Consider the following 24,517-nt stretch of genomic DNA (forward strand, 5'->3'; position numbering starts at 1 on the left):
CCCGCCCCCGACCGTACCGACGCCGCCCGGCACGCCGAGGCCGAGGCCCGCGCCGACACCGCCGACCCGCCCACCCGGCTGCGCCGCCTGACCACCGACCTCCACCTCACCGACCTCGATGTGGAGATCCTGCTCATCACCCTCCTCCCGGACCTCGACGACCGGTTCGAGTCGTTCTACGGCTACCTCAACGACGACGTCACCCGGCGTCGTCCCTCCATCGGCCTGGCCCTGGAGCTGTGCGGCCTGTCGCCTGCGGACGCCGCAGCCCGCGGCCGACTCGGCGCGACGGCCCCCCTGGTCTCGGCCGGACTTCTGCTCACCGAGGACCACGACCGCCCGTTCCTCGGCCGTGCCCTGCGTGTGCCGGACCGGGTCACCGCGCATCTGCTCGGCGACGACACCCCCGACCCCCGCGTCGCCGATCTGCTCGCCCCCTGCCCGCCCGTCCCGGGTGCCGGGGACGCGGCGCCCCTGGCCCGCGCGCTGGCCGCCGCGATTCCGCTCGTCCACCTGAGCGAGGACCAGGGCGGCGCGGGCCCCGCACTCGCCGCCACCGCACTCGCACTCGCCGGCCGCCCCGCCCTCGCCCTGGACCTGGCACGCCTCGCGCTCGACCCGGCGCCCGCCGAGGCCGTCCGTACCGCAGTCCGGGAGGCCCGGCTGACCGGTGCGGGCCTGGTCTGCACCCCGGTGGAAGCGCTGGATCGCGAACATGTCGCGCTCCTGCGGCAGTTGACCGACACGCCCGTCCCGGTCGTCCTCGTCGGCCGGGCACCCTGGGACGCCACCTGGTCCACCCGCCCTCCGCTCCTGCTGCGTGCCCCACGCGTCGAGCCCACAGCACGGGCATCCCTGTGGCAGGACGCGTACGGACAGCCCGTCCCCGCCACCGTCGACCTCCAGGACGTCCTCTCCCCGTTCCTCCTCACCCCCGGCCAGCTCAGCCGGGCCGCCCGCAGCGCCGCCCAGAACGCGGTGATGGACGGGGGAGAGCTGCGCGCCGAACACGTCCGCCTGGGCGCCCGCGCCCAGAACGCCGCAGGCCTCGACCGGCTCGCCCGGCGCGTCGAACCCGGTGTCGGCTGGGACGACCTGGTCCTGCCCCCCGACGTCCTCACCCAACTGCGGGAACTCGGCGCCCGGGCCCGCCACCGGGACCGGGTCCTGGGCGAGTGGGGCATGCGCCCCGGCGGCGCCCGCGGCCGGGGTGTGGTCGCGCTGTTCGCGGGCGATTCCGGTACGGGCAAGACGATGTCCGCCGAGGTCATCGCCGCGGACCTCGGGCTGGACCTCTATACCGTCGACCTGTCGACCGTGATCGACAAATACGTCGGCGAAACCGAGAAGAACCTCGAACGGATCTTCACGGAGGCGGCGGGGGTGAACGGCGTCCTCCTCTTCGACGAGGCGGACGCGATCTTCGGCAAGCGCTCCGAGGTCAAGGACGCCCACGACCGCTACGCCAACGTCGAGAGCGCGTACCTCCTCCAGCGCATGGAGTCCTTCGACGGCCTCGCGATCCTCGCGACCAACCTGCGCGCCAACCTGGACGACGCCTTCACCCGCCGCCTGGACCTGGTCATCGACTTCCCCGTCCCCGACGCCGACCAGCGCCTGGCTCTGTGGGAACGCTGCCTGGCGCCCCTCCTGTCGAGCGGCCACGACCTGGACCTGCGCTTCTGTGCCGAGTCCTTCGAACTCGCGGGCGGCAACATCCGCTCCATCGCCGTCACGGCCGGCTACTTGGCAGCCGAGTCCGGCTCCCCGGTCACGATGCACCAGTTGATCCACGCGGTCGTGCGCGAGTACCAGAAACTGGGCCGCCTCACCCTGGCCAGCGAATTCGGCCCGTACATGGACCTGCTAGCCCCCTGACCGGAGGAGAACCGCCGTGCGTGCTCACGACGAACAGGTGACGGGGCAGGGGAGGCCGGAGCGCCCGGAGCGGCTACGGCGTGGCGCGGCGGCGGTGCGCGGAGGCGAGCCGCACGCGTCACCGTTCGCCGCGCTCATCGCCCTCCAGCGGACGGCCGGGAACACGGCGGTCGTGCAACTGCTGGCGTCGCAGCGGAGAGCGGCCGTACAGCGGGCTCCGGAGCGGCGGGCCGCCAGGCGGCAGGCGGCGAACCAATCCCCGTACTCGGGCCGGCCGAAGTCGGCCCGGCAGCAGGAGCAGCAGGGCTTCAACCTGGAGGAGGCCCGGCCGCCGGAGCTGCCGAGCCGGGGCCCCGGAGGCGAGCCCATCTGGAGCGGGGCCAGGGGCGACATCGGGTTCACCACGGACACCCAGAACACGGTGCTGGCCGCCGCGGCCAGCCAGGTCGCGAACGGGCGGACCGAGTACGCGTGCGCGGAGTGCGGCACCTTCATCCCGCGCATGAGAGACAAGACGCCGGCGGACGGTAACCGCTATGTTACCATCGACCACAAAGATGGAATCATCCAGTACGTCCAGACCACGGCCACGGAGACGACCTGGGTGGTCAATGGCCGCACTGTCCGTGCGATCCTCCGCACCGAGGCGAAGGAGCGGGCCAACGACCCGCCGAACTTACGGGTGCTGTGCGCACAGCCGTGCAACGGCGGAAGCAGGGCGGCACGGAGCGGCAGCCGCAAGTACGACACGGACAAGGCGGTGTGGTGGGTGAAGTAGGTCGTCGCTGCGCAACGGCACCACCCGCTTGGTGCCCGAGGTGCCGGGAGCCCTGGAGAGTGCGGTGCGGGCCCCGATCGGTGAGGTGCCCGGCGCTGTGGCGCTGCATCTCCAGACCGTCGAACACCTGGTGCACGGCTGGGATCTGGCCGGGGCCATCGGCCAGAAGGCCCTGTTCGACGACGCGACGGTCGAGCGGGAGACCGAGTTCGCCCGGGGCCTTGGCTCAGCTGCCCTCCGGGCCGAGCGCTTCGTTCGCACTGTGACAATGAAGAAGACAAAGCTCAAGGGCCGCCATCGCGCTTGCGCACTCGTTGCTGCTGCGGCCACCGGGACGGCACTGGCCGCGAACGGCTCCTCCAGCGCCTCCGACTCCATATCCAGCTCCCCGGCGGGCCGACACCCACGAAGCATTCCTTGTACTCGCCAGCTGCCTCATCACCCACCGACAACTCAGCTCATTGCGTTCGCTGTTGTCAGTCGTTGTCAGGAGAACGGAATCAATTCCTCGTCCTCGAAGTATTCGAGAGCCTTCCGGGGGTCACCAGTGAAAAGAGACTCGGCATCGCTGAGCTGAATTACTGGATGGGCGTATTCCGGGAATTCGGTCAGTTTGATGCCGGGGCGACAGAGTCGGTATTCGTGCGAGCTGCGATAGCAGGTAACTGGGACACCTGCATCATGGAGGCGTCGCGTGAGACTCCATTCGAACTCATCCGAGAAAATAACCCGGCAGCCTTTTTCGGAGAGTTGGGGGATCAACTGCCTATACGATTTGCTGGAGAGTGGGTTTCCGGTCAAGTCTAGATTACGCAGCCTTGCAATCGACATGAGTGGAGTGATGTCACGAATGAAGTTTCGTGGCGCATAAAGGCTGAGAAGCGAAAGGTCGGTGAGCCCTTCCAGGGAATTCAGTCCACTGTCCCGAATGGTCAGGGAGCGCAGATGTGGGATACCGGACAACTGGTTAGATTCTACGGGATCGCAGGCTACCAGAACCAGAATTGCCAGCGACTCGCATCGAGCCAGATTACTCAGATCGCGGGCTCGGCGAATATGTAGATCTTCGACCCCTCGATACTCCTCCGTGCTGAACGGGGGTTCATGGCCGACAACTCGCGTGATCGCTTGAGAAACTGCGGGATCAAGATTCACTGCCGTCCCATCGCCTAGTTCAAGAGAATTTTTCGATCAGCAAATCCAGCTTGTCGCGCAGCCGGCCGAATGCTGCTTCCTGGGCGCTTCCCAATTCCTCAACGTCGAAAGGTTGTATTTTCTGTGCCGTCTCGCCGACCCGTGAAGCCTCGATGAGTAGCGACTTGTACACTGCCACCAGCTTGAGCTTTCTCTGTGACGGGGAGAATTTTGAGGTATCCCCGTCCCACATCAGCTTCCCTTCTTCCAGAAGTGTTCGCAATTCTGCAAGGAATCCGGCAGGAGAACCGTCGGGATTTTTCTTTGTGAAGTCCTTGAAGTAGCCGCGAAGGCTGTCGTGCCACTTCTTGTCCCGGCCATTATAGATGGGGTTTCCGTCGTGTGTCATGAACGCGCCCACGTGGGCATCCATGTCATGACTCTCAACATGTGTCATGGTGTCGTTGAGCCGGATCTCCCATATTACATCGGTGGTGAGTGACCGCAGTTCGTGCTGAAGTTCGATCCAGCCTGTGGAGATTTCAGTGCTCGCCCGTCCCATGTCGGATTCCATGATTCTGATCAACTGATCGGTGGGAATCCACTCGTGATGTCCATCAGCCAGCGCGCGAAATTCTCCCTTGAGCCATTTCCTATGGGGGTTTTCCCCGACTCCTTGCTCATCCCAGAGACTTTTCAGTTCCGACAGCTTGAGCCCGCCGGAACTTTTACTTATCGCCATTTCCTTCAGGAATGTCAGGAGGCGCCCGGCGCCAGCGGCGGCCTTGAGCCTGGGATCCACTTCTCGCCTGGCTACAGGAAGTGAAGAGAATCTTCCGTACTGGGCGTCTGCTCCAAATTTTAGTGCAGCAAGTTTTGTGAGCAAATCAGGATTTTCGGTGGTCGCGTTGTTCGCACCTTTTTTGAGCTTCTCCTCGGCGCCATCCCCTGCTCTCTCATAGAAGCCTGCCCGGGTCGAGTGGCTGGGCTTGGGGTCCAACCTGTGCAGTGCGTACTGCCGGAATGTGTCCGCGCTTGCATCGTCCCTACGGTTGATGCCTCCGTTCTTTGCGGGGTCGAAATACCCTTTGAGGTTTTCGTGCGTACCGGGATCCTTGAGATAAGCGATGGCGGCGGTTTCAAAACCGTCCAAGACGCTAATTTCGTTCCACGCATTGGTCTCTTTGAGTTGTGCCTTCCACCAGTGGGTCTTCAGGTCTGCTGCCAGTGCCGTGCCGTGTTGCGGTAGGTACATGTTGATCTTCGGTTTCAGTAACGAGACCTTAGCCACTACTTCGGTCGGACTTGCCGTTGCGAGCACGTTGACTTGGTCCGGGTTCTTTCCGTTTTTCTCTGCCCGCAGTGACTTGAGGCCACGGGGGCGTAGTTTGCTCTCGATGGTGGAAATGATCGAGTTGAGTTCGTTCTCGCTTTCCATTGGAGTCGCTGTCTGCTCGGACAGCATTCTGCGAGCTTCGCGTTTAACATCCCGACTCTGTCGGATTTCGGTTGATTTTTTCTGCTTGCCATTTTTCTTGCCCTCCTCGCTGTTCCTCCTCTTGAGCTTGCTCCAGAGGGCTTTGCCCTTCTTGGCTATGAAGTCGACGATTTTGTCGATGGCCTTGTTGACCGGCTTGGCCACCGCGGTGAAGACCTGTTTGACCTTGTTAGCGAGGCCGCCGATGCCGAGGAGGCCGGCGAGGAAGCCGATGAGGATGGGGATGCTGCCGGCGAGGGCGCCTTCGATGAGGGCGGGGACTCCGGCTTGGCCGCCGCCTGCGATGGCGATGACGGCGTCGAGGACGGAGTTGACGAGGGCGATGATCTGGGCGCCCTGGGTCACGATGAAGGTGACGATGTCGATGATGCCCTTGACGGCGCGGACGAAGGCTGAGGCGGGGTTGAGGAGGGAGATGATCCAGGTGATGCCGGCGACGATGACCGTGGGGATCAGGTAGGAGGTGAGTTTCTGGAGGATGGTGGTTTTGAGGTCGCCGACGGAGGCTTTGATGTGTTCGACGGCGCCGGCGGGGCCTTCTTTCTGGAGGGTCTGGGCGATGGGGACGGATTTTTCGGCGGCGGTCATGGCCTGTTCGGGGACGCCCTTGCGGGTGATGCGGGCGCGGATGCTGGCCCAGGTCAGGCCGAGCATGGAGGCGAGGAGCTGGATGATGCCCTTGAGGTCGAACTTGGCGGGCAGGCTGAGGCCGGCGCCGGCGGCTGTGCCCAGCAGCCAGCCGATCAGGCCTTTTTTGAGGTGCTCGCCGATGTTGCCGATGAACTGCTGGAGGCCCGCGCCGACGGCGGAGACGAGGTTGCGGAGGAACCCGATGGGGTCCTTGATGATCTTCATGACCGCGCTTGCGGCCTTGGCGAGGACGCCGAGCAGCATGTTCTTGAGTTCGAGGATGGTCTGGATGACGCCGACGACGGCGTCCTTCGCCTTGGCGATGAGGCCCTTGTTCTCCTCCTGGAGCTTCTTGATCTCCTCGTCGACAGAGTTGAGGGCCTGGGTGTATTTCTGGGCGAGGTCCTGGACGAGCTGGTCGGACTTGGCGTTGACGTCGGCTTCGAGGCCGTCGAACTTGTCGGTGAAGTCGGCGGCGGCTTCCTGGCCGAACTTCTTCAGGTCTGCGGGGAGCTTGTCGACTTCGGCTTTGAGTTCGGTGCGGCCTTTGGCGATGCGGTCTTTGGCCTTGCCGAGTTCGGTGCCGATGGTGTCGGCGATGGCGGAGATGACCTGCTGCATCTGGGCGACGTAGAGCTTGCGGGACTCCTGGAAGAGCTGGCTGGCCTCCTCCGGCAGGCCGGCGAACTTGTCCTTGACCCACTTCAGCTTTCCGGAGAAGCCGGAGTACCGCTTGTCCTTGTAGGCGTCCATCCGGCGTTTGTGGTCCGCCGTGAACGCGTCCCGGGCCGCCTTCTCGCCCGTGGTGAATTTTTCGTCGACCAGCTTGTCCAGGCCGGTCAGGGTCTTCTCGACGTCGGTCTTGGTGGCGTCGAAGACCTTCTGGAGCTTGGCGGTGACCTCGGCGCGTTTCTTCTCGTCGGCGGACTTGGTGGCACTCTTGCCGCCGTCGACCTGCTTGCCGGTCGCCGCACGGGTCGCGGCGAGGCCGGCCATCGCCTGGGCGCCGGCGGCGGCAGCGCCCTGCTTGGCGGCGGCGTGCTGTTTGGCTTCCGCGCTGCGGGCTTCGCCGGGGGCGGTGGCGGCGTGCTGCTCGCCCTGCTTCTTCGCGGTGAGGGCGCCGGTGAACTGCGGCTCGTTGCTCTTGGCAAGCTGGTCCTCGGTCACCTCGGCGTCAGCCATCTGCTGGTTGACCTGGGCCGGGCCGCCGGAGAAGTCCGTCACCGCGTCCGGCTGTCTGGCGGGGACCGCGCCCGCCGGATCGGGAGCCCCCGGCGTGGGCGGCGGAGTGTCGGGGGTGAGGGGGGTGACCGGCTTGTCCTTGGCGGCGGACAGGTCCGGGGCCGCGCCGGTGGCGCTCTCGATCTCCTTGGCGGACCCCTCCTTGCCCTGCGCGACCTGCCCGTTGACCTGCGACTTGACAGCATCGGCCTTGCCCGAGCCGGCGAACGAGTCGGCCTCGTCCAGGTTCTTCGGCGCCTGCGCGGTGATCGCCTGGTTCACCGCCGCGATGAACCCGGCCTTGTCGAAGACACCCGGCTTCGCGGCGTTCATCTTCTCCGCCTGCGCGGCCTTGCCCTGCGCCTGCTTGTCGTCAGGCGGAGCCAGAGCAGCGTCCTGGGCCGCCTTCGACTCCTTCGCGGCCGGCGGATGCTGCGCGACCGCGGCTTTCTTCGCCTCCACCTCCCCCGTCAGACCGGTGAAAGCCGGGGAGGCGGACGGCGGGGGCCTGACCGGCGCAGCCGGCGCCTCGGCCAGACGCTGCGCCACCAGACGCGCCACCGCCGCGTTCCCCGCACGCGACTGCAGCAGACGGAGCTGACGGGGCGCCATACCCGCAGGCAGGGCACCAGCCCCCGCCGGATCACGCCCCGGCCCGGCGGCCTCGGGCCCGGACGCCTCGGGCCCGGCCGTCTCCGTGGTGGTAGGCGGGGCGGACGTCCCCTGCGGGGAGCGGACGGGGGCAGCCGGACGTACCAGCGCCGCGCTGGTCTTCTTGTCCGGCGCCGCCTTCATGACCGTAAGTGTTCGGTCCACTCCCGCCGCACACACGAGAGCGGTGGATACGGATGGGGGCAGAGCAGGGTGCCTGATCGGGCAGCAGGCTGTGCACCGGCACGCGGACGCCGACGCGTTCCGGATGATCGTCGCCCGGAGTGAGAATCGGCCTCGGCCCCTGGTCAAGGAGGAGTAGGTATGCCGTCGTATCTGTCCCCGGGTGTGTATGTCGAAGAAGTGGAGGCCGGGGCACGACCGATTGAGGGAGTGGGCACCTCGGTCGCCGCGTTTCTGGGCTTCGCCCCGCAGGGACCACTGAACGAGCCGACGCTCGTCACCAACTGGAGCCAGTACGTGAACGTCTTCGGCGACTTCGTCGAAGGCGCGTACCTGGCGTCCGCCGTGTACGGATTCTTCGCCAACGGCGGAGGGATCTGTTATGTCGTGCGTATCGGTGACGGGGCGTCCGCCGGTGCCGGCGAACTGGAGGCCGGCGCGTCCGCCGAGGCGCTGCTCGGCGGGTACCGGGTCCGGGCGCTGCCGGGCGTGACCGGTGAGGTCTCCGTCGAGGTCGGCCCCGTGGACGCCGAGGATCCGCCCAACGACGTGTTCAAGCTCGTCGTGAAGGTGGACGGGGAGGTCAAGGAGACCTACCCCTCGGTGTCCGCCCGCCGCAGCAAGGACAACGTCGTCACGAAGGTCCGGGAGAAGTCGCAGACCATCACCCTGGAGGAAGCTTCCCGGGGGACCGCGGCCAAGCCCGATGCCCAGGCGGTGGTACTCGCGCCGCAACCGGGTGCGCCAGGAGCGTCGGCGGCGCCGGACTCGCTGTCGGCCGACGACTACGTGGGCGACGCGGACCAGCGGACCGGGTTCGGCGGGCTGGAGGCCATCGAAGAGATCACGATGGTGGCCGTGCCGGACCTGATGAGCGCCCACCAGCGCGGGGTCATCGACGCCGAGACCGTCATCGCGGTGCAGCAGGCACTGATCGCGCACTGCGAGCTGATGGGTGACCGCGTGGCCATCCTCGACGCGCCGCCCGGGCTCTCCCCGCAGCAGATCAAGGGCTGGCGGATGGACACGGCCGGCTTCGACTCCAAGTTCGCGACCCTGTACTACCCGTGGATCAAGGTGTTCGACCCGTCGATCGGCCGGAACGCCCTGGTGCCGCCGAGCGGGCACATCGCCGGGGTATGGGCCCGCAGTGACGAGTCACGCGGGGTGCACAAGGCGCCGGCGAACGAGGTCCTCCGGGGCGCGGTCGGCCTCCAGACGCAGATCACCAAGGGGGAGCACGACCTGCTCAACCCCCTCGGCGTCAACTGTGTCCGGTCCTTCCCGGGCCGGGGCATCCGGGTGTGGGGTGCGCGCACCCTCGCCTCCGACGCCGCGTGGCGCTATCTGAATGTGCGTCGGCTCTTCAACTACCTGGAGGAGTCGATCCTGACCGGCACCCAGTGGGTGGTCTTCGAGCCGAACGACGACGCCCTGTGGGCCCGTGTCCGGCGCACCATCTCCGCGTTCCTGGTCAACGAGTGGCGCAAGGGCGCGCTGTTCGGGATCACCCCGGACGAAGCGTTCTACGTGAAGTGCGACCGGGAGACGAATCCCGCCGAGAGCATCGACGCGGGCATGGTCATCTGCGAGGTCGGGGTGGCTCCGGTCAAGCCCGCGGAATTCGTGGTGTTCCGGCTCTCCCAGTTGTCGGGCGGCACGGGATCGGTCGACGAGTAGCACACGGCGTACAGCACGATCGATGGAAACAGCACATGACGGATTGCCGGGCCGGGGAATGCCGGGTCGCCTCATATGACCCGTACCCGTCCTGGCGGTTGAACGCCGTCGTCCGATTCGCAGAGAAGTAAACCGTCGTCCGATTCACAGAGAAACAAAGGAGGCTGGAATGCCACTCCCCGATCTGGACAGCTCGGTCGGCCATTCCTTCGGGCTGGAGTTCGACGGCGTGGTGATCAAGCAGATCACCGAGGTCAGCGGCCTGAAGATGGAGCAGGACGTCATCGAGCTCAAGCAGAACACCGCCGACGGGAAATACGCAGTCAAGAAGCTGCCGGGACGCCCCAAGGCCGGAGAGGTCACCGTCACCCGAGGGCTGACCGAGGACAACAGCTTCGAGGCGTGGATCAAGTCCTCCCGGTTCGGAAAAATGGGCGAGGCCCGGAAGAACGGCGCCATTGTCGTCTACGACTACGAGGGCGTCGCGATCAAGCGCTACCAACTGGTGAACGCCTGGCCGAAGTCGCTGGAGATCGGCACGCTGAAGGCGGGTGACACCTCCGTCCTCACCGAGAAGCTCGCGATCACCTACGAGAGCATGGAAGTCGCCTGATGCGTCGGACGATGCCCGCGCCCCCGCGGCAAACACCACAGGCGTGGGAACCGGAGCAGGCGCCGGCGGCCGGAACGGGTGAGCAGGGTGCCGGTGCGGAGCGTGACACGCTCCGCACCGAGTTCTCCTTCGAACTGCCCCGGGGGTACGTGGACGACTCCGGCACCGTGCACCGCCACGGCGTGATGCGTCTGGCCACCGCCCGCGACGAGCTCATCCCGCTGCGGGACGACCGGGTGCGGGAGAACTCCGCCTATCTCTCGGTGGTGCTGATCGCCCGGGTGATCACCCGGCTCGGCACCGTCGAGGACGTCCACGCGGGCATCGTGGAGAACCTGTTCGCCTCGGACCTCGCTTTCCTCCAGGACTTCTACCGGCGGATCAACGCGGAGGGACACACCCGCGCGGCGGTCACCTGTCCCTCCTGCCAGGAGCACTTCGCGGTGGACCTGGCCGGTGGTCGCCTGGGGGAATCGTGACGTACGCGACCGAGCGCCTCTACGAGGAGGTCGCGTACCTCGCTTATCACTTCCACTGGCCGCTCGACGAACTGCTCGATCTGGAACACCGCGAACGACAGCGGTACGTCGAGCAGATCGCCCGGCTCAACCAGGGGTAGAGGGGAATCGGAGATGGGACTGCTGTCCTGGCTCAGGGGGAGCCGAGAGGCGGACGGGGACAGCCTGCCGGGGCCGTCGGAACCCGGGCCGGAACCTCGGGCTGCTTCCGGGACGGACGCCGTCTCCGGCGCGCTCCCGGAACCCGGGTGGCGGTCCGCACCTCCCGTCCAGCGGACGCTGGGCGGGGACGTGGGGCTGATGACCGACCCCGTGGGGTTCCGGCAGCGGCTGGGCAGCTGGCAGGACCCCACCATCACCGGGCCCCTCGGACATCTGGTCAGCGCGCAGGCGCCGGCCGGCACCGGACACGGCCTCGCGGCTCCCAGCGTGCAGCGGACCGGACAGCAGCCCGGACCGCGGACCTTCGACGCGCCGAAGGCCGTCGAGGGGCGGGGCGCGGCCGGTGTGCCGCGAAGCGCGGAGACCGGGGTGCGGCGGTACGACGGGAGCGACGTCCCGGTTCCGTCAGCCGGCGTTCCGGTGCAGGACGAGGGGCCGGTACGGGCCGTGGCCGCGTCCTTCACGGAACAGGGCGGGGACGGCGGCGAGTTCACCGGGACAGGCGGTTCCGGTGTGCCGACGGTTTCGCGGACGGTGTCACCGGCCCCAGGTCCGGCGTCGGCTCCGGCCCCGTCCTTGGACCCGGCCTCGGCTCCAGGTCCGGGCTCGGCGCTCGGTGGCGGACGGTCCGTACCGCTTCCCCTCGCGCCGCTCCAGCGCACGTTCGTCTCTCCCCCCGTCCCCGCGTCGTCCGCTCCTGTGACGGTCATGCGGGTGCCGTCCGTTCCGTCGATGCCCGCGCCCCCGCGGCCCTTGACCGTCGCCGAGCGCCCGGACGTACCGGTACGGGAACTGGTGGCGGTGCCGGCGCCCGTACCGGACGACGACCCCGGGCCCATGGCGCCCGCCGCCCCGGTCGAACCTGTCGTCGATCTGCTCGGCCCGCAGGCCACGGAGGCGGGGGCTGATTCCGTACCGACGGCCGGTGAAGGCGCTGTTGTCCAGCGGTCCGCGCTTCCTGCGGCGCCCCGGGCCTCTGACAGCGTTTCATTCCCACTCGCTCCTCCGCTCTCCGACCTGAGCCAGGGACAGGGGCCCGGCCCGACCCCGGCCTCGGGCACAAGCGTTCCTGTTGTGCCGCTGGTGCCGCCCGTGCCGCCTCCCGGTCCCGTCGTACAGCGAGGCATCACGCCTCCTGGGCGCCCGCCGCACCGTGGCCTGGGCGAACCGTTGTCCGCACTGCCTCCGACTGCCCGGCCGCTGCTCGGCCCAGCGGCTCCGCTGGCCGGTACGGCCGCTGCCCCCTCGACGGGTCCTCACCGGGCCACGGCGGACCAGGGCATGGCACCGGACGGCCCTGACGGGCATGGTGATCCGGGGGCGGAGCCGATGCCGGGTGCTGCGCCGGAGCCCGCCTCGATGCCGGTGTCCCGGGCCGTTGAGTTGCCGGATCTGCCTAACCTGCCGGGCCTGCCGGATCCATCGGGGACGTCCGCCGCGTCCGGATCACCCGACGACGGTATGGCGCCGCTGCTCGGTGATGCCCGGCCGCTCACCACGGGCAGAGCCGATGGCGGAGCTGACAGCGGTACCGGGACGGCGGACGCCGGCGGGCCCGGTGTGGTGCAGCGACTCGGCGTCCCCGGCGGTGTGCCTGACGCGCCTTCAGGCGCCCCGTCGCCGCGCGCCGCCGATCCGGGTGTCCCATCGATCGCCGGAGGTCCTCCCGGGCGGAGTCCCGGTGCGGCGTCGGCCGGGCCGGAGGCCGTACCGGCGCCCGCCCCCGAGGGGCCCGCCCACGCTTACGCTCCGTCGGATTCTGCCGGGGTTCCTGTGGTGGCGCGGTCCGTTGACGAGGAGACGGCTCCGCTCCTGGGGGACACCGAGACGCTGGCGGTGAGCGGAGTGAGTGATACGGCGGTGCCCGAGGCGCCCGGTCCCGGGCAGATGGTGACGGCGGCGACGCCGATGCCATTGCGGCGGCTCGACGCGGTCGACGACTCATCGCTTCCCGGACCTCTCGCCGTGGGACCCCCCTCCGTAGGTCCCGCCGCAGGTGGCCCGGCCTCCCGGGGCGAAGGGCCGGTGGTCCCGCTCGTCACCCAACGGTCGTTGCCTCTCTACACGGTGCCTGAGCCGTCCTCCTTCTCGTCCTCTTCTCCGTCCTCCGCCGCACCTGTCGGTGTCGAGCCTTCGGCTCCGGCCCCGGTTCCGATCCGGTGGGAGCGGGCCCCGAGCGAGGCGTCCGGTGGTTCCGGTGGCAGTGCTTACGGTGGTGGAGCCGGGGGCGGCGGTGCTTACGGCGGAAGCGGCTTCGGTGCCGAGGGCGTGAGTGCCTCCGTGCAGCGGGCGGCGGACATGGGTACGGCGACGACTGCCGCCGCCCGACCTCCCACGTACCCGATGGCGCACTCTTCCCCGGTCACGGCCGGCTCACCGATGACGTTCGCCTCACCTCCGACGATGTCGCCCGCCCCGTTCGCGGTGCAGCGGTCGGCCGCCCCGTCGCCCGTCGCGTCGATGCCGCCCCGGCGCGCCCCTTCGCCGGGCCCCTCCCCGCCGCCCTTCGACGCCGGGACGGTCGCCGTCGACGCCGGGATCGCGCAGCGTCTGCCCGACGGGTCCGTGGTGTTCACGCAGCCCGTGGTGCAGCGCGCCGACGGCGACATGCCCGTCACCGAGCCGCCGCCCGTCGACCCCCCGACGCCGCCCGAGCCTACCGGGGGCACGGGGGGCACAGGGGAAGCACCCGCAGGGACCTCCGGCGGGGCCGCCGGCACCCAGGGCACCGACGGCGGCAAGGGAGCGGGGGCGCCCAAGGTCACCGACGAACTCGTCCGCGCGCTGGTCGCCCCGCTCAGCAGGCTGCTCAAGGCGGAGCTGCGCATCGAACGCGAACGCACCGGGTCGTTGATCAATACCCGGCACTGACAGGCACCAGGGCACGACCGCACCTAAGCACGACCGCACCAAGGCAGGACCGCACCAAGGCAGGAAAGCTCCAAAGCACGACCGCACCAGGGCACCACCAGGCACGGACCGCACGCACAGCACCAACAGCCAACAGCACGACACCCGGCAGCAGCGCGACAGAAAGGCGGAGCATCCGATGTCCATTACCGAGGATCCGGCGGTCTCCGTCTGCTTCGTCGTCACGATCGACGGCATCGAGCTGGGTTCGTTCAACTCCTGTGAGGGCCTGGGCTGCGAGGTCGTGCTCGAACCACGTGAGGAGGGCGGCAACAACGGCCATGTCTGGCAGTTGCCGACCCGTCTCAAGTACTCGAACGTCAAGCTGTCCCGGCCGCTGACCAAGGACACCGAGAAGGTCGCCACCTGGTTCGCCAGCATGACCACCGGTTTCGCCCGCAAAACCGCACACATCGAGGCCCGTACCGGTGACGGCGTCATGGTCGCCCGCTGGGGACTGCTGGAGGTGGTGCCGGTGCGCTGGACCGGGCCGACGTTCAATCCGGAGTCGCCGAAGGTCGCCGTCGAGACCATCGAGATCGCGCACCACGGCTTCACGACGGAGGTCGGGGCATGAGCGGGCCCGTGGCGTTCAGCGCGGCCGGGGGCGGGAAGTCCGCTGCCGGGGGCCGCGACGTACGGCCCAAGCTGGAGCACGCCTACCTCGAACTGCGTACCCCGCCGTCCGGAGGCAGCCTCACCCCCGGCGGGCCCTGCGGCCGGATCGATTTCCAGTTCAACCCCAAGGAACTCAGCCTCAACAAGTCCGCGTCCTGGAAGCGCACTCCCGCCAAGGGCGCGAAGAGCGCCGGGCCGCCCGAGTACCAGGGGCCGCAGCCCAGCAAGCTCACCGTCGAGATGTTCTTCGACGCGAGCGATACCCAGGACACCAGCGTCGTCAAGGCGGTCGAGGAACTGTTCGCCTGCTGCGTGCCGACGAGCGAGACCCGCCAGGCGCAACGGTCCTCGCCGCCGTGGGTGGTCTTCCACTGGGGCGGCATCACCGGGTTCCCCGGGTATGTGAGCCAGGTCCAGGTCAAGTACACCCTGTTCACCACCTCCGGCGTGCCGATCCGGGCCGTCTGCCAGGTGACGATGGAGGAGATCAGCGGCGAGACCGCCGGCCAGAACCCGACATCGGGGGCGCTCGCCGCCCGCCGTGTCCACCGGCTCCGCTCCGGTGACACGCTCCAGGCTCTGGCGTGGGCCGAGTACGGCGACCCGGCGGCCTGGCGGGTCATCGCCGATGTCAACGGGATCGACGACCCGTTGCGGCTGGCGGAGGGGCGGGAGCTGCTGCTGCCCTCGGCCGACGAGCTGGACACCGTGGCGGAAGCGGCCTCGTACGGGTCCGGCACCGGCCGGAGTGATGCCTGATGGCGAACGACACCGTCGCCAAGACGCTGGTCGTGGAGATCGGCGGGACGAAGCTGCCGGCGGATCTCGCCAACACTCTGGTCGACGGGTACGTGGACGACAGCCGTACCCTGCCCGACCTGTTCGTATTGCGCTTCCGTGACCCCAGCCGGGTCCTGCTGGAGAAGGCACGCATCAAGATCGGTGTCGAGGTGCGGCTGCTGGCCGGGTCCGGATCGGGAGGGTCGCCGAAACCGTTGCTCAAGGGCGAGGTCACCGCTCTGGAGCTCGACTTCGACGAGACCGGGACGTTCACCATCGTCCGTGGCGCGGACAAGGCGCACCGGCTCTTCCGGGGCCGCCGGGTCGTCGGCTACCAGAACATGACCGTCGCCGACATCTGCCGCCAGGTCGCCCAGCGCGCCGGGCTGTCCACGGGGAAGATCGACGTCTCCGGGCCGGTCCTCGAACATGTGGTGCAACCCAATGTCACCGACTGGGAGTTCGTACGCGGGCTCGCCGAGGACGCCGGGGCGGAGGCGTACGTCATCGACGGCGCACTGCATGTCACCAGGCCCACCGAGGCGTCCGGCGCGCCCGGTTCCTCGGCCCGCTCCCACAGCAATCCGCTCGTGCTGGAACTGGGCAAGAACCTGCTGCGCTGCCGGGCCGGGGTCACCGCCGCCGAGCAGGTCTCCCAGGTGGAGGTGCGGGGCTGGGACACCAAGACCAAGCAGGCGCTGGTCGGCCGGGCCGACGCGGGCAAGGCCGACACGGTCCAGCTCGGTATCAGCCCGGCGGACGCGGTCAGCCCGTTCGGCAAGGCCGACTTCGTGGTGACCGACACCGCCTACCGGGAGCAGGCCCGGGTCGAGCAGGTCGCCAAGGCCCTGGCACAGCGGATCGCCGGGTCGTTCGCCGAGATGGAGGCGGTGATCCAGGGCAATCCGGAGGTCCGGGCGGGCGGCGCGGTGGCGCTCTCCGGGGTCGGCGCGCCGTTCGAGGGCCGGTACACCGTCACGTCGTCCAGGCATGTCTTCGACGCGCTGCGCGGCTATGAGACTTGGGTGACGGTCTCGGGTCAGCAGGAACGCTCACTGTCGGCGCTGGCCGGTGGCGCCACCGGCCGGCGCCCCGAGGCGGACGGGATCGTCATCGGCGTTGTCACCGACACCAAGGACCCGGAGAAGCTGAGCCGGGTCAAGGTGAAGTTCCCCTGGCTGTCCGACGAGTACGTCAGCGACTGGGCCCGCACCGTGCAGTCCGCCGGCGGCGGGGGCAAGAACGGCAAGGGCACCTCGGCGTTCGTCCCGGAGGTCAACGACGAGGTGCTCGTCGGCTTCGAGCAGGGGCGGCTCGACCGTCCCTACATCCTCGGCTGCCTGTTCAACGGGCAGGACAAGCCGTCCACGGGCAGCGGCGAACTGATCGACGGCACCAGCGGCGCCGTCAACCGTCGGTCGTTCTCCTCCCGCAGCGGCAACCAGCTCGAACTGCTCGACAACGCCTCCGGAGCCCAGGGCGTCCGGATGGTCACCGGCGACGGCAAGCTCACCATCGACCTGGACCGCAAGGGAACCAAGATCGTCGTGCACAGCGACGGCACGGTGGAGATCGACGCCAAGGACAAGGTCACTGTCAAGGCGGGCAACGGCGCGCTGATGGACGCGGGCAGCGGCACGCTCGAACTGATCGGCAAGTCGGTGAAGGTGACGGCGCAGACCGGTGTCCAGGTGGACGGCGGCAGCGGCCAGGTGGGGCTGAAGACAAGCGGCGGGGTGGATGTGAAGGGCACCCAGGTCGCCGTCAACGGCACCTCCCGCACGGAGATCAAGGGCGGGGCGATGTGCTCGATCAACGCCGGTCTGGTCAAGATCAACTGACGGGCCGTTCCATCGGCTTGCCGACGGAACGGCCCACGGAACGAACCAGCGCGAGTCACGACCGAAGGGAGTGCCCGTCATGCCACCCGCCGCCCGCGTGGGCGATGCCACCGGCCATCCGGGGGTGGTGGGCCCGCCCGGCGTGCCCACCGTCCTCATCGGCGGCATGCCCGCCGCCACCGTCGGCACCACCCACACCTGCGCCTTCCCGCCGCCGGCCGTCCACCCGCCGTCCGTGATCATCCCGCCGGGCTGTCCCACCGTTCTGATCGGTGGCAGGCCCGCCGCGCGGATGGGCGACACCGCCGCCTGCGGAGCCCCGATCGTCGTGGGCTGCCCGACCGTTCTGATCGGCGGGTGACGGACCGATGGGGGAGCAGTTCGTCGGAGCGGGCTGGGCGTTTCCGCCGCGTACCGACGCCACCGGATCCATCGCCCTGGTGCACGGCGAGCGGGAACTGGAGGAATCCATCCGGCTGGTGCTCGCCACCAGCCCCGGCGAGCGGCCCATGCGCCCGGAGTTCGGCTGCGCCGTCCACGACTATGTGTTCGCGCCCGCCGACGCCGGCACCGCCGGCCAACTCGCCTACGAGGTCCGGCTCGCGCTGGACCGCTGGGAGCCCAGGATCGAGGTCGCGGGCATCGACGTACGGTTCGACGCCGTCGAGGACGGTGTGCTGTACATCGACATCAGTTACGTCGTGCGCGGCACCAACGACCCGCGCAACCTCGTCTTCCCCTTCTATGTGATCCCTCCGCACGAGGAAGGCGCAGGTTCGTGACACTGCCCAGCCCCAATCTCGACGACCGCAGGTTCCAGGGGCTCGTCGACGACGCCAAGCGGTTCGTTCAGCAGCGCTGCCCCGAATGGACCGACCACAATGTCTCCGATCCCGGCGTCACCCTGATCGAGGCGTTCGCCACCATGGTCGACCAGCTTCTCTACCGGCTCAACCGCGTGCCGGAGAAGAGCTATCTCTCCTTCCTCGACCTGATCGGCGTACGGCTGCACCCGCCGACCGCCGCCCGCACCGACGTGACGTTCTGGCTGTCCGCGCCGCAGCCCGAGACCGTACGTGTCAAAGCGGGCGCCGAGGTCGCGACGGTACGGACCGAGAGCGAGGAGGCGGTCGTCTTCACCACGTCCCGCGAACTGCCGATCGTGCCGTGCGCGCTGGACCGGCTGGCCACCCGCCACAGCGGGGGAGACAACGTCGACCGTACCCAGGAACTCGCCCTGGCACGGGACGTCCCCTGCTTCGGCGCGACGCCCGCCCCCGGGGACGCCCTGTACTTCGGTCTGACCAACCCTGTCCCCGCCGGCGTCGTCGTGCTGCGCCTGGACTGCCGTGTCGACGGCGTCGGCGTCGACCCCCTGCGCCCGCCACTGCGCTGGGAGGCGTGGGACGGCAAGGCGTGGGCGCGCTGCGACGTCGAGGAGGACACGACCGGCGGCTTCAACCGCCCCGGCCAGGTCGTCCTGCACCTGCCGGGCACTCACACCGAGTCCGTCATGGTGAAAAGGCCGGGCGGGTGGGTGCGCTGCCGGCTCGTACCCGCCGAGCCGGACCAGCCCACCTATCTGCAATCGCCCACGGTGCGCGAGGCGGAGGCGTTCACCATCGGGGGGACCGTCGACGCCGTGCACGCCGAGACGGTGAGGGACGAGGTCCTGGGGCTGTCCGAGGGCGTGCCCGGCCAGTCGTTCCATGTCGCGAGGCCGCCCGTCGTCCCCGGCGACGAGCCGTTCGTCGTCCAGGTGGCGGACGGCTCCGGCTGGTCGCAGTGGAGTCGCGTCGACGACTTCGCCCAGTCCGGCCCGGACGAAACGCATATGACACTGGACCCGAACTCCGGCCGCGTCGACTTCGGCCCGGCCGTCCGGGAGCCCGACGGGACGATCCGCTTCTACGGCGCTGTTCCCCCCAAGGGCGCACCCGTACGGATCCGTGCCTACCGCACCGGAGGGGGACGCCGGGGCAACGTCGCCAAGGGCGCGCTGCGGGTGCTGCGCAGCTCGCTGCCGTTCGTCGCGCGGGTCGAGAACCGCCGGGCGGCCGTCGGCGGGGTCGACGGGGAGAGCGTGGAGAACGCGAAGGTCCGCGGGCCGATGACGCTGCGCAGCCTGTACCGGGCGGTCGTCCCGCGCGACTACGAGCAGTTGGCCCGGGAGGTCGCGCCGGACGCCGCGCGGGTCTGCTGCGTCCCCGCCGGGGAAGGCGAGGAGAGCGGGGTACGGCTGCTGGTGGTGCCCGCCGTCCAGGGCGACGACCAGGGGCGGTTGCGGTTCGACGACATGGTGCCGCCCCAGGAGACGCTGCGCGCCGTCGCCGACTATCTGGACCAACGGCGCCCCATCGGCACCCGCTTGGTGGTGGAGCCGCCCTACTACCAGGGCGTCACCGTCGTCGCGTCCGTCCTGGCCGCCCGCGGCACGGTCGCCGACTGGATCCGCACCGAGGCGCTGGCGGCCCTGTACGGGTACTTCAACCCGCTCACCGGCGGACCGGCGGGGCAGGGCTGGCCGTTCGGCCGGCCGATCCACGCGGGCGAGGTGTACGCGGTGCTCCAACGGGTGCCCGGCGTCGACCTCGTGGAGGACGTCAGGCTCTTCCCGGCCGACCCGCTGACCGGGCAGCGCGCCGAGCAGACCACCAGGATCGTGCTCGACCCGTACGCCCTGGTTTTTTCCTACGAGCACCAACTCAGAGTGCGGGAGGCCTGAATGCGTGGCACCGTCCCGGGGCTGCCGACGCCCCACCCCCTGATGTACCAACTCCCCGCCGTGTACCTGGGGGAGGATTTCCTGCAACGGTTCCTGGAGGGGCTGGACGAGGTACTGGCGCCGGTGCTGCTCACCCTCGACAACCTGCCCGCCCATCTGGATCCGCGCACGGCGCCTGAGGACTTCCTGTCGTGGATCGCGACCTGGGTGGCCGTCGACATGGACAGCGAGCAGGGTGCCGGAACCGGTGACGGATGGTCCGTCGAGCAGCGGCGGGCGGCCGTCACCGGAGCGATGGACCGGCACCGGCGGCGCGGCACCCGGCGCGGGCTCGCCGACGCCGTACGGCTCGGATTCGGCGCGGAACCGGAGATCGAGGAGACGGGCGGCGCGTCGTGGTCCGTGACCCCGCGCAGTCCGCTGCCCGGCCAGGCCGACACGCGGCCCCGGGTCACCGTCCGGCTGCGGGTGGCCGAGCCGGACGAGGCCGAGGCGGACCGGCTGCGGCGGCTGGTGAGCGAGGAAGTGCCGGCGCATGTCGGCTACGACGTCGAACTGCTGCCCCTCGCGGAGGCGTCATGAGCGGCGGCGCCGGGCTGATCTGCCCGGACTGCGGCCACCGCAACGCGCCGGGCACGGCGTTCTGCGGGTCCTGCGAACTCTTCCTGGACTGGGAGCCGGACACGCGGGGCGGTGGCGACGGGAACTCCGGGGCCGGAACGACTCCGGACGCCGCGGCCTCCGGGCCTGCGGCCCAACGGTCCGTGGCTTCCGGGGCGGCGGGGGCGGTGAACGGCGTGGCGGCCCCGCAGACCGGGGCACCCGCGGCGCCGCCGTCCGGCGGGACCGGGACGGCGGTTCCCCCGGTCGCCCGGATCTCCCCGGCCGGTCCCGCGCCGGAATCGGCGCAACCGCGGACTGTACCCGCCGGGCCACCGGTTCCTGTGGCGCCGGCCGAACCCCCGGCCGAGGACCGGGCACCGGCCCAGGCGCCGCCCCCGGCTCCGGCGGCCGCACCGGAAGCCGGGCCCGAAGCACAGCCCGAACCGGCGGCGCGGAAGCCCGCGGGGCCGGCGGGACCGGTCGCCCCGGTACGGCCCCGGACACCGCCGACGCCGACGGGGGTCCCCGGTACCGTCCGGCGCCCGGGGGAGCGGCCGACGGACCCGGCCGACGACGACCCGGCGTCGGACAGGGACTCGGGCGGGCCGGACACCGGAACCGCGGCCGTTTCCCGGACCGTGGCCCATGACCTGGTCTGTCCGGACTGCTCGGAGCCCAACCCGCGCACCCGCACCCTGTGCGCGCGCTGCGGCGCGGTCCTCGTCGCGCGAAAGGCGAACGAGGAGCGGCTGTCGTGGTGGGAGCGGCTGCTGCGGCGGATCTTCCGGCGGACCCCCCGCAGGCTGACGGCCGGCGAACGCCCGGCGGGCCGGGCCTGGCGCCGGCCGAGCCTCGCGATCCCGCTTGTGCTGGTGCTGCTCCTGGGCGGGGGGTTCCTCGCGCGGTCGTATCTGAGCACCGCCTTCAACTCCGTCCTGGACCGGACGGCCAAGACCACCCCTGTCAACCCGGCGTTCTCGGAGGCGTCCAGCCAGCTCAAGGCCCATCCGGCGGCGGACGCCTTCGACGGCTCGAACAACGGGTACTGGGCGCCCGCTGCGGCCGGGGCGGGCCAGGGCCAGTATCTGGAGGCGCGCTTCGAGCAGCCGGTCAGGCTGGAGAAGGTCATCATCCACGGCGGGATTTCCGCCGACAAGGACGACTTCCTCAAGCAGGCCCGGCCCTCCGTGCTCGACGTCGAACTGAGCGGCCCCAACGGCGAGGTCGAGAAGAAGGAACTGAAGCTTGAGGACATGCCGGGACCGCAGACCCTGGACCTCAAGGGGACGAACATCCGGGCGGTGCGGTTCATCATCAGGTCCAGCTACGGCGCCGGGGAGAAGAACCGGCACACGGCGATCGCGGAGGTGGAGTTCTTCGGCAGGCGCTGACCCCGGGGGCCCCGGGGCGGGCCCGTCCCGTCCCGGCCCGGGTCCAATACGGCGGATCTTCGTGACCCCGCGACGCCGCAGCGACATCAGCCGCTGCCGCCGCACGCGGCACCTTGCCCCATCGAAGATCCGCCGGACACGGCCTGGGCCGTGTCTGCCACATCCCGTCTGGCGCGCGACGCCTGGCACGCACGCTCGCTGCGTTGTCGGAGTCGCCCGAGTACGTCCAGTACGCGGGCGATCCTCCGCCTTGCGATCGCACGCACCAGCCGCCGCGCACCCCGCCCTGCGCGCGGACGACGCCATGTGGCCGACATGGCCTACGCGTGTGGTCGGTCCCGTACCCCGCCGCCCTCCACTACACCGGGTGCCGGACGGAGGCGGACGGCGGGAGGCCCAGGGAGGCGAGCATGTCCGCGTAGCCGCGACGGGCCCGGGCGGTGTCGGCGGTGAGGCCGGCCTGCTCGCATGCCCGGATCAGGACGCGCCACGCGGCGTCGCGGAATCCGTCGATCTCCAGACAGAGTTCGGCAGCCTCCACGGCGTCCGCCGGACGGCGCTGGCCGAGCCGTATCTCGGCCAGCGCCACCGCCGAGCCCGCCGCCTCCCGGCGCAGCCGTTCCCGGTCGGCGGCCAGCCACTCGGCCATCCCGTCCTCGGGCAGCAGCTCGCCCGTGTACTGGTCCAGGGCGAGGCGGAACGCGTCGGCCGCGTCGTCCGGCCTGTTCTGGACACGGGCGCGGCGGCCGTCACGTACCGCGCGTTCGAACGCCGCCACGTCACTGACGCTGCCGGGCGGCAGGGCCAGCCGGTAGGAGTCCCCCTGCCGTACGATCAGCCGCGATCCGCCCCTCGGCCGTTCCGGTTCCAGGAACGTACGCAGGCTGGAGACCGTCACCTGAAGGTTGTGCAGCGCCGACGCCGGTGGCAGTCCTTCCCAGAAGGCCGACAGCAGTTGGTCACGGTGGACGGGCCGTCCGGCGCGTACCGCGAGCAGCCGCAGCACCGCCCTGGCCTTGGGGCGCAGCCGCGACCAGTCCGGCTCGCGCCCCGCCACGGCGAACTCGAAGCAACCGAAACAGAGCACCGTCACACCTGGCACCGGCTCCGCCGCCGAGGTCCCCGATGCGGGGGACTTCGACGCCCCGGTCCGGGGTCTCACTTCCGTTCTGGGCCCGTCGGCGGCTTGGCCGGACGACGGAGCGAGGGCCGCGAGCCAGCTCCCCAGCACGGTTTCCGGCAGCCTCGCGGACCGGGCGGTCGACCGGGCCGCCTCCTGCAACTCCGCCCGCCCTGCTGTCTCCGGCGTCGCCAGAGCCATCGCGCCCATGGCCAGCGCCCGCGCACCCGGTACGCCGGCCGACCGCGCGAACGCCTCGGCCTGGACGGCGCGCTGCGCAGCGTCCGGAAGGTCGCGCCCGGTCTCGACGACGGCGAGGGCGGCCCGGCACCACGCCTCCAGGACGCCCCAGCCCAGCGCGCGGAACTGGCGGACGGCCTCCTCGAACCTGCCGACGCTGGGACGGCCGTCCCGTACCGATCGCAGGCACTGCGCGAGCGCGGCGAGCGCCGCTCCCTCCCGGTCGCCGAGCCGGGTGCACTCGTCGAGGACGGCGGCCGTCTGCCCGGGGTCCTCGGGGTGCGGGCCCAGGCCCAGCAGACAGCGGGCGGCCCGGCTGAGCCATGGATGGTCCAGCCGCTCCGCGTCGTACGCGATCCGCTGGAGCTCCTGGTAGGGGACAGGACCGGCCGGTCCAGCGGCCATGATGGCCAGCGCGGTGCGGGTCAGCCGTACGGAGAGCCCGACCAGCGCGTCGTCTCCGGCCCCCACCAGGGTGCGGCGCAGGGCGGCATCGACGGCCACGCCGCCGGTCAGCGCGGCGTTGATCCCCTGGATGAGGAGGGCGGCCGATTCGCCGAAACCGCCGTCGGCACCGCTTCGTGTGTCGACGGCCGCCGGTGCCGGGGTCGCCGGCAGTGTGTTCTGGCCGGTGGCGGGTGTGGCCGGGGCGGAGTCGGTGACGGCCCCCGACCCGGCCCCCGATCGCGAGGGCCCGCCGGTCCATCCGACGGTGTGGGGCCGCGGTTGTGTACGGGCGGGGCTGTCCGCGCGGCCGACGGCACCACACGCCGCCGCCCGGCCCCGCAGCCGGACCAACTCGTCGCCGTCCACGGTCTCGGCGAGCCGGGCACGCAGACAGTCCCGCAGGAGAGGTTCGGTGAGATACGTGCGCCCGTCCGGCTCGGCGCGCAGCACCCCGTGGTCGTGGGCCAGGCTCCACAGGGCGTCGCGGCTGTCGGCCCGGCCGGTCAGCGCCTGGCAGCCGGCGACGGTCAGCGGGTCCAGCAGACAGGTCGCGTCCAGGAAGTCACGCAGCCGGCCGGGCAGCGGGGCGAGGACCTCCCGCTCCAGGTAATCGCGAGCGAACATCGCGTCGGCGAGGATCCGCTCCTGGCCCGCGTCGGGACGGGCGGTGACGGCGCGGGCGAACAGCCGCAGCGTGGCCGCCCGGCCGCCGGACGCCCTGATGAGCGGCAGTGCGATACCGGGGCTCAACGTGGTGTCGTAAAGCTTATCGAACAAGCATTCGGCTTCCCAGGAGCGGAAACGTATCGCCTCGGCATCGACGACCATGGCGCCCGCCGCCTCCAGCGCGGCGATGGGCAGCCCGGGGGCGGGACGGCTGCCGATCAGTATCCGGG

General features: G+C 70.2%; 18 protein-coding genes. 15 read left to right on the forward strand and 3 right to left on the reverse strand.

Features of this window, described 5'->3' with window-relative positions; translation table 11 throughout:
• Both WH07_RS15445 and WH07_RS15450 read left to right on the forward strand, forming a co-directional pair.
• Positions 1 to 1,878, forward strand: a 1,878-nt coding sequence (locus WH07_RS15445; RefSeq protein ID WP_046500465.1) for an ATP-binding protein, incomplete at its 5' end; no start/stop codon positions are given.
• Between the two features lie 16 nt (positions 1,879 to 1,894).
• Positions 1,895 to 2,656 (forward strand): hypothetical protein, encoded by a 762-nt coding sequence (locus tag WH07_RS15450; protein ID WP_157877347.1) that lies wholly within the window; start codon positions 1,895 to 1,897, stop codon positions 2,654 to 2,656.
• Positions 2,657 to 3,142: 486 nt separating this feature from the next.
• Here the strand turns inward: WH07_RS15450 and WH07_RS40360 are convergent, their stop codons facing one another.
• A complete protein-coding gene (locus WH07_RS40360; protein WP_198533816.1) occupies positions 3,143 to 3,811 on the reverse strand; it encodes a leucine-rich repeat domain-containing protein in 669 nt (222 codons plus the stop codon).
• Between the two features lie 19 nt (positions 3,812 to 3,830).
• The gene (locus tag WH07_RS41130) at positions 3,831 to 7,934 is read right to left on the reverse strand and encodes a hypothetical protein (protein ID WP_052744393.1); all 4,104 of its coding nucleotides are present in this window, start codon (positions 7,932 to 7,934) and stop codon (positions 3,831 to 3,833) included.
• A gap of 180 nt (positions 7,935 to 8,114) precedes the next feature.
• Here WH07_RS41130 and WH07_RS15460 point away from each other — a divergent pair, with 180 nt between their 5' ends.
• The 13 genes from WH07_RS15460 to WH07_RS39755 all read left to right on the forward strand — a co-directional run bounded on the left by WH07_RS15460 (position 8,115) and on the right by WH07_RS39755 (position 21,814).
• Positions 8,115 to 9,653, forward strand: coding sequence for a phage tail sheath family protein (locus tag WH07_RS15460; protein WP_046500467.1), 1,539 nt, complete (start codon positions 8,115 to 8,117; stop codon positions 9,651 to 9,653).
• Between the two features lie 169 nt (positions 9,654 to 9,822).
• Entirely contained in the window at positions 9,823 to 10,266 is a 444-nt protein-coding gene (locus WH07_RS15465) for a phage tail protein (protein WP_046500468.1), read from the forward strand.
• Positions 10,266 to 10,745: a hypothetical protein gene (locus tag WH07_RS15470; protein WP_046500469.1), complete on the forward strand. Its 480-nt coding sequence runs from the start codon at positions 10,266 to 10,268 to the stop codon at positions 10,743 to 10,745. Before WH07_RS15465 ends, WH07_RS15470 begins: the two co-directional genes overlap by 1 nt.
• Positions 10,742 to 10,885, forward strand: a complete 144-nt coding sequence (locus WH07_RS40365; protein ID WP_198533815.1) for a DUF6760 family protein — start codon at positions 10,742 to 10,744, stop codon at positions 10,883 to 10,885. Before WH07_RS15470 ends, WH07_RS40365 begins: the two co-directional genes overlap by 4 nt.
• A gap of 2,464 nt (positions 10,886 to 13,349) precedes the next feature.
• A complete protein-coding gene (locus WH07_RS15475) occupies positions 13,350 to 13,817 on the forward strand; it encodes a hypothetical protein (RefSeq protein WP_046500470.1) in 468 nt (155 codons plus the stop codon).
• 178 nt (positions 13,818 to 13,995) lie between these two features.
• On the forward strand, positions 13,996 to 14,433 hold the full coding sequence (locus WH07_RS15480) for a phage tail protein (RefSeq protein WP_046500471.1): 438 nt from the start codon (positions 13,996 to 13,998) through the stop codon (positions 14,431 to 14,433).
• Positions 14,430 to 15,233, forward strand: coding sequence for a CIS tube protein (locus tag WH07_RS15485; protein WP_046500472.1), 804 nt, complete (start codon positions 14,430 to 14,432; stop codon positions 15,231 to 15,233). Before WH07_RS15480 ends, WH07_RS15485 begins: the two co-directional genes overlap by 4 nt.
• A complete protein-coding gene (locus tag WH07_RS15490; protein ID WP_046500473.1) occupies positions 15,233 to 17,095 on the forward strand; it encodes a VgrG-related protein in 1,863 nt (620 codons plus the stop codon). Before WH07_RS15485 ends, WH07_RS15490 begins: the two co-directional genes overlap by 1 nt.
• Before the next feature lie 79 nt (positions 17,096 to 17,174).
• Positions 17,175 to 17,456, forward strand: coding sequence for a PAAR domain-containing protein (locus tag WH07_RS15495; protein WP_046500474.1), 282 nt, complete (start codon positions 17,175 to 17,177; stop codon positions 17,454 to 17,456).
• A gap of 7 nt (positions 17,457 to 17,463) precedes the next feature.
• Positions 17,464 to 17,877 (forward strand): GPW/gp25 family protein, encoded by a 414-nt coding sequence (locus WH07_RS15500; RefSeq protein WP_046500475.1) that lies wholly within the window; start codon positions 17,464 to 17,466, stop codon positions 17,875 to 17,877.
• Positions 17,874 to 19,820, forward strand: a complete 1,947-nt coding sequence (locus WH07_RS15505; RefSeq protein WP_046500476.1) for a putative baseplate assembly protein — start codon at positions 17,874 to 17,876, stop codon at positions 19,818 to 19,820. Before WH07_RS15500 ends, WH07_RS15505 begins: the two co-directional genes overlap by 4 nt.
• Entirely contained in the window at positions 19,821 to 20,402 is a 582-nt protein-coding gene (locus WH07_RS15510; protein ID WP_046500477.1) for a phage tail protein, read from the forward strand.
• A gap of 659 nt (positions 20,403 to 21,061) precedes the next feature.
• On the forward strand, positions 21,062 to 21,814 hold the full coding sequence (locus WH07_RS39755; RefSeq protein WP_157877348.1) for an NADase-type glycan-binding domain-containing protein: 753 nt from the start codon (positions 21,062 to 21,064) through the stop codon (positions 21,812 to 21,814).
• A 358-nt stretch (positions 21,815 to 22,172) separates the two neighbouring features.
• Here the strand turns inward: WH07_RS39755 and WH07_RS15520 are convergent.
• Positions 22,173 to 24,517, reverse strand: a 2,345-nt coding sequence (locus tag WH07_RS15520; protein ID WP_046500478.1) for a BTAD domain-containing putative transcriptional regulator, incomplete at its 5' end; no start/stop codon positions are given.

The sequence above is a fragment of the Streptomyces odonnellii genome, assembly GCF_000981895.1.
Lineage (GTDB): Bacteria > Actinomycetota > Actinomycetes > Streptomycetales > Streptomycetaceae > Streptomyces > Streptomyces odonnellii.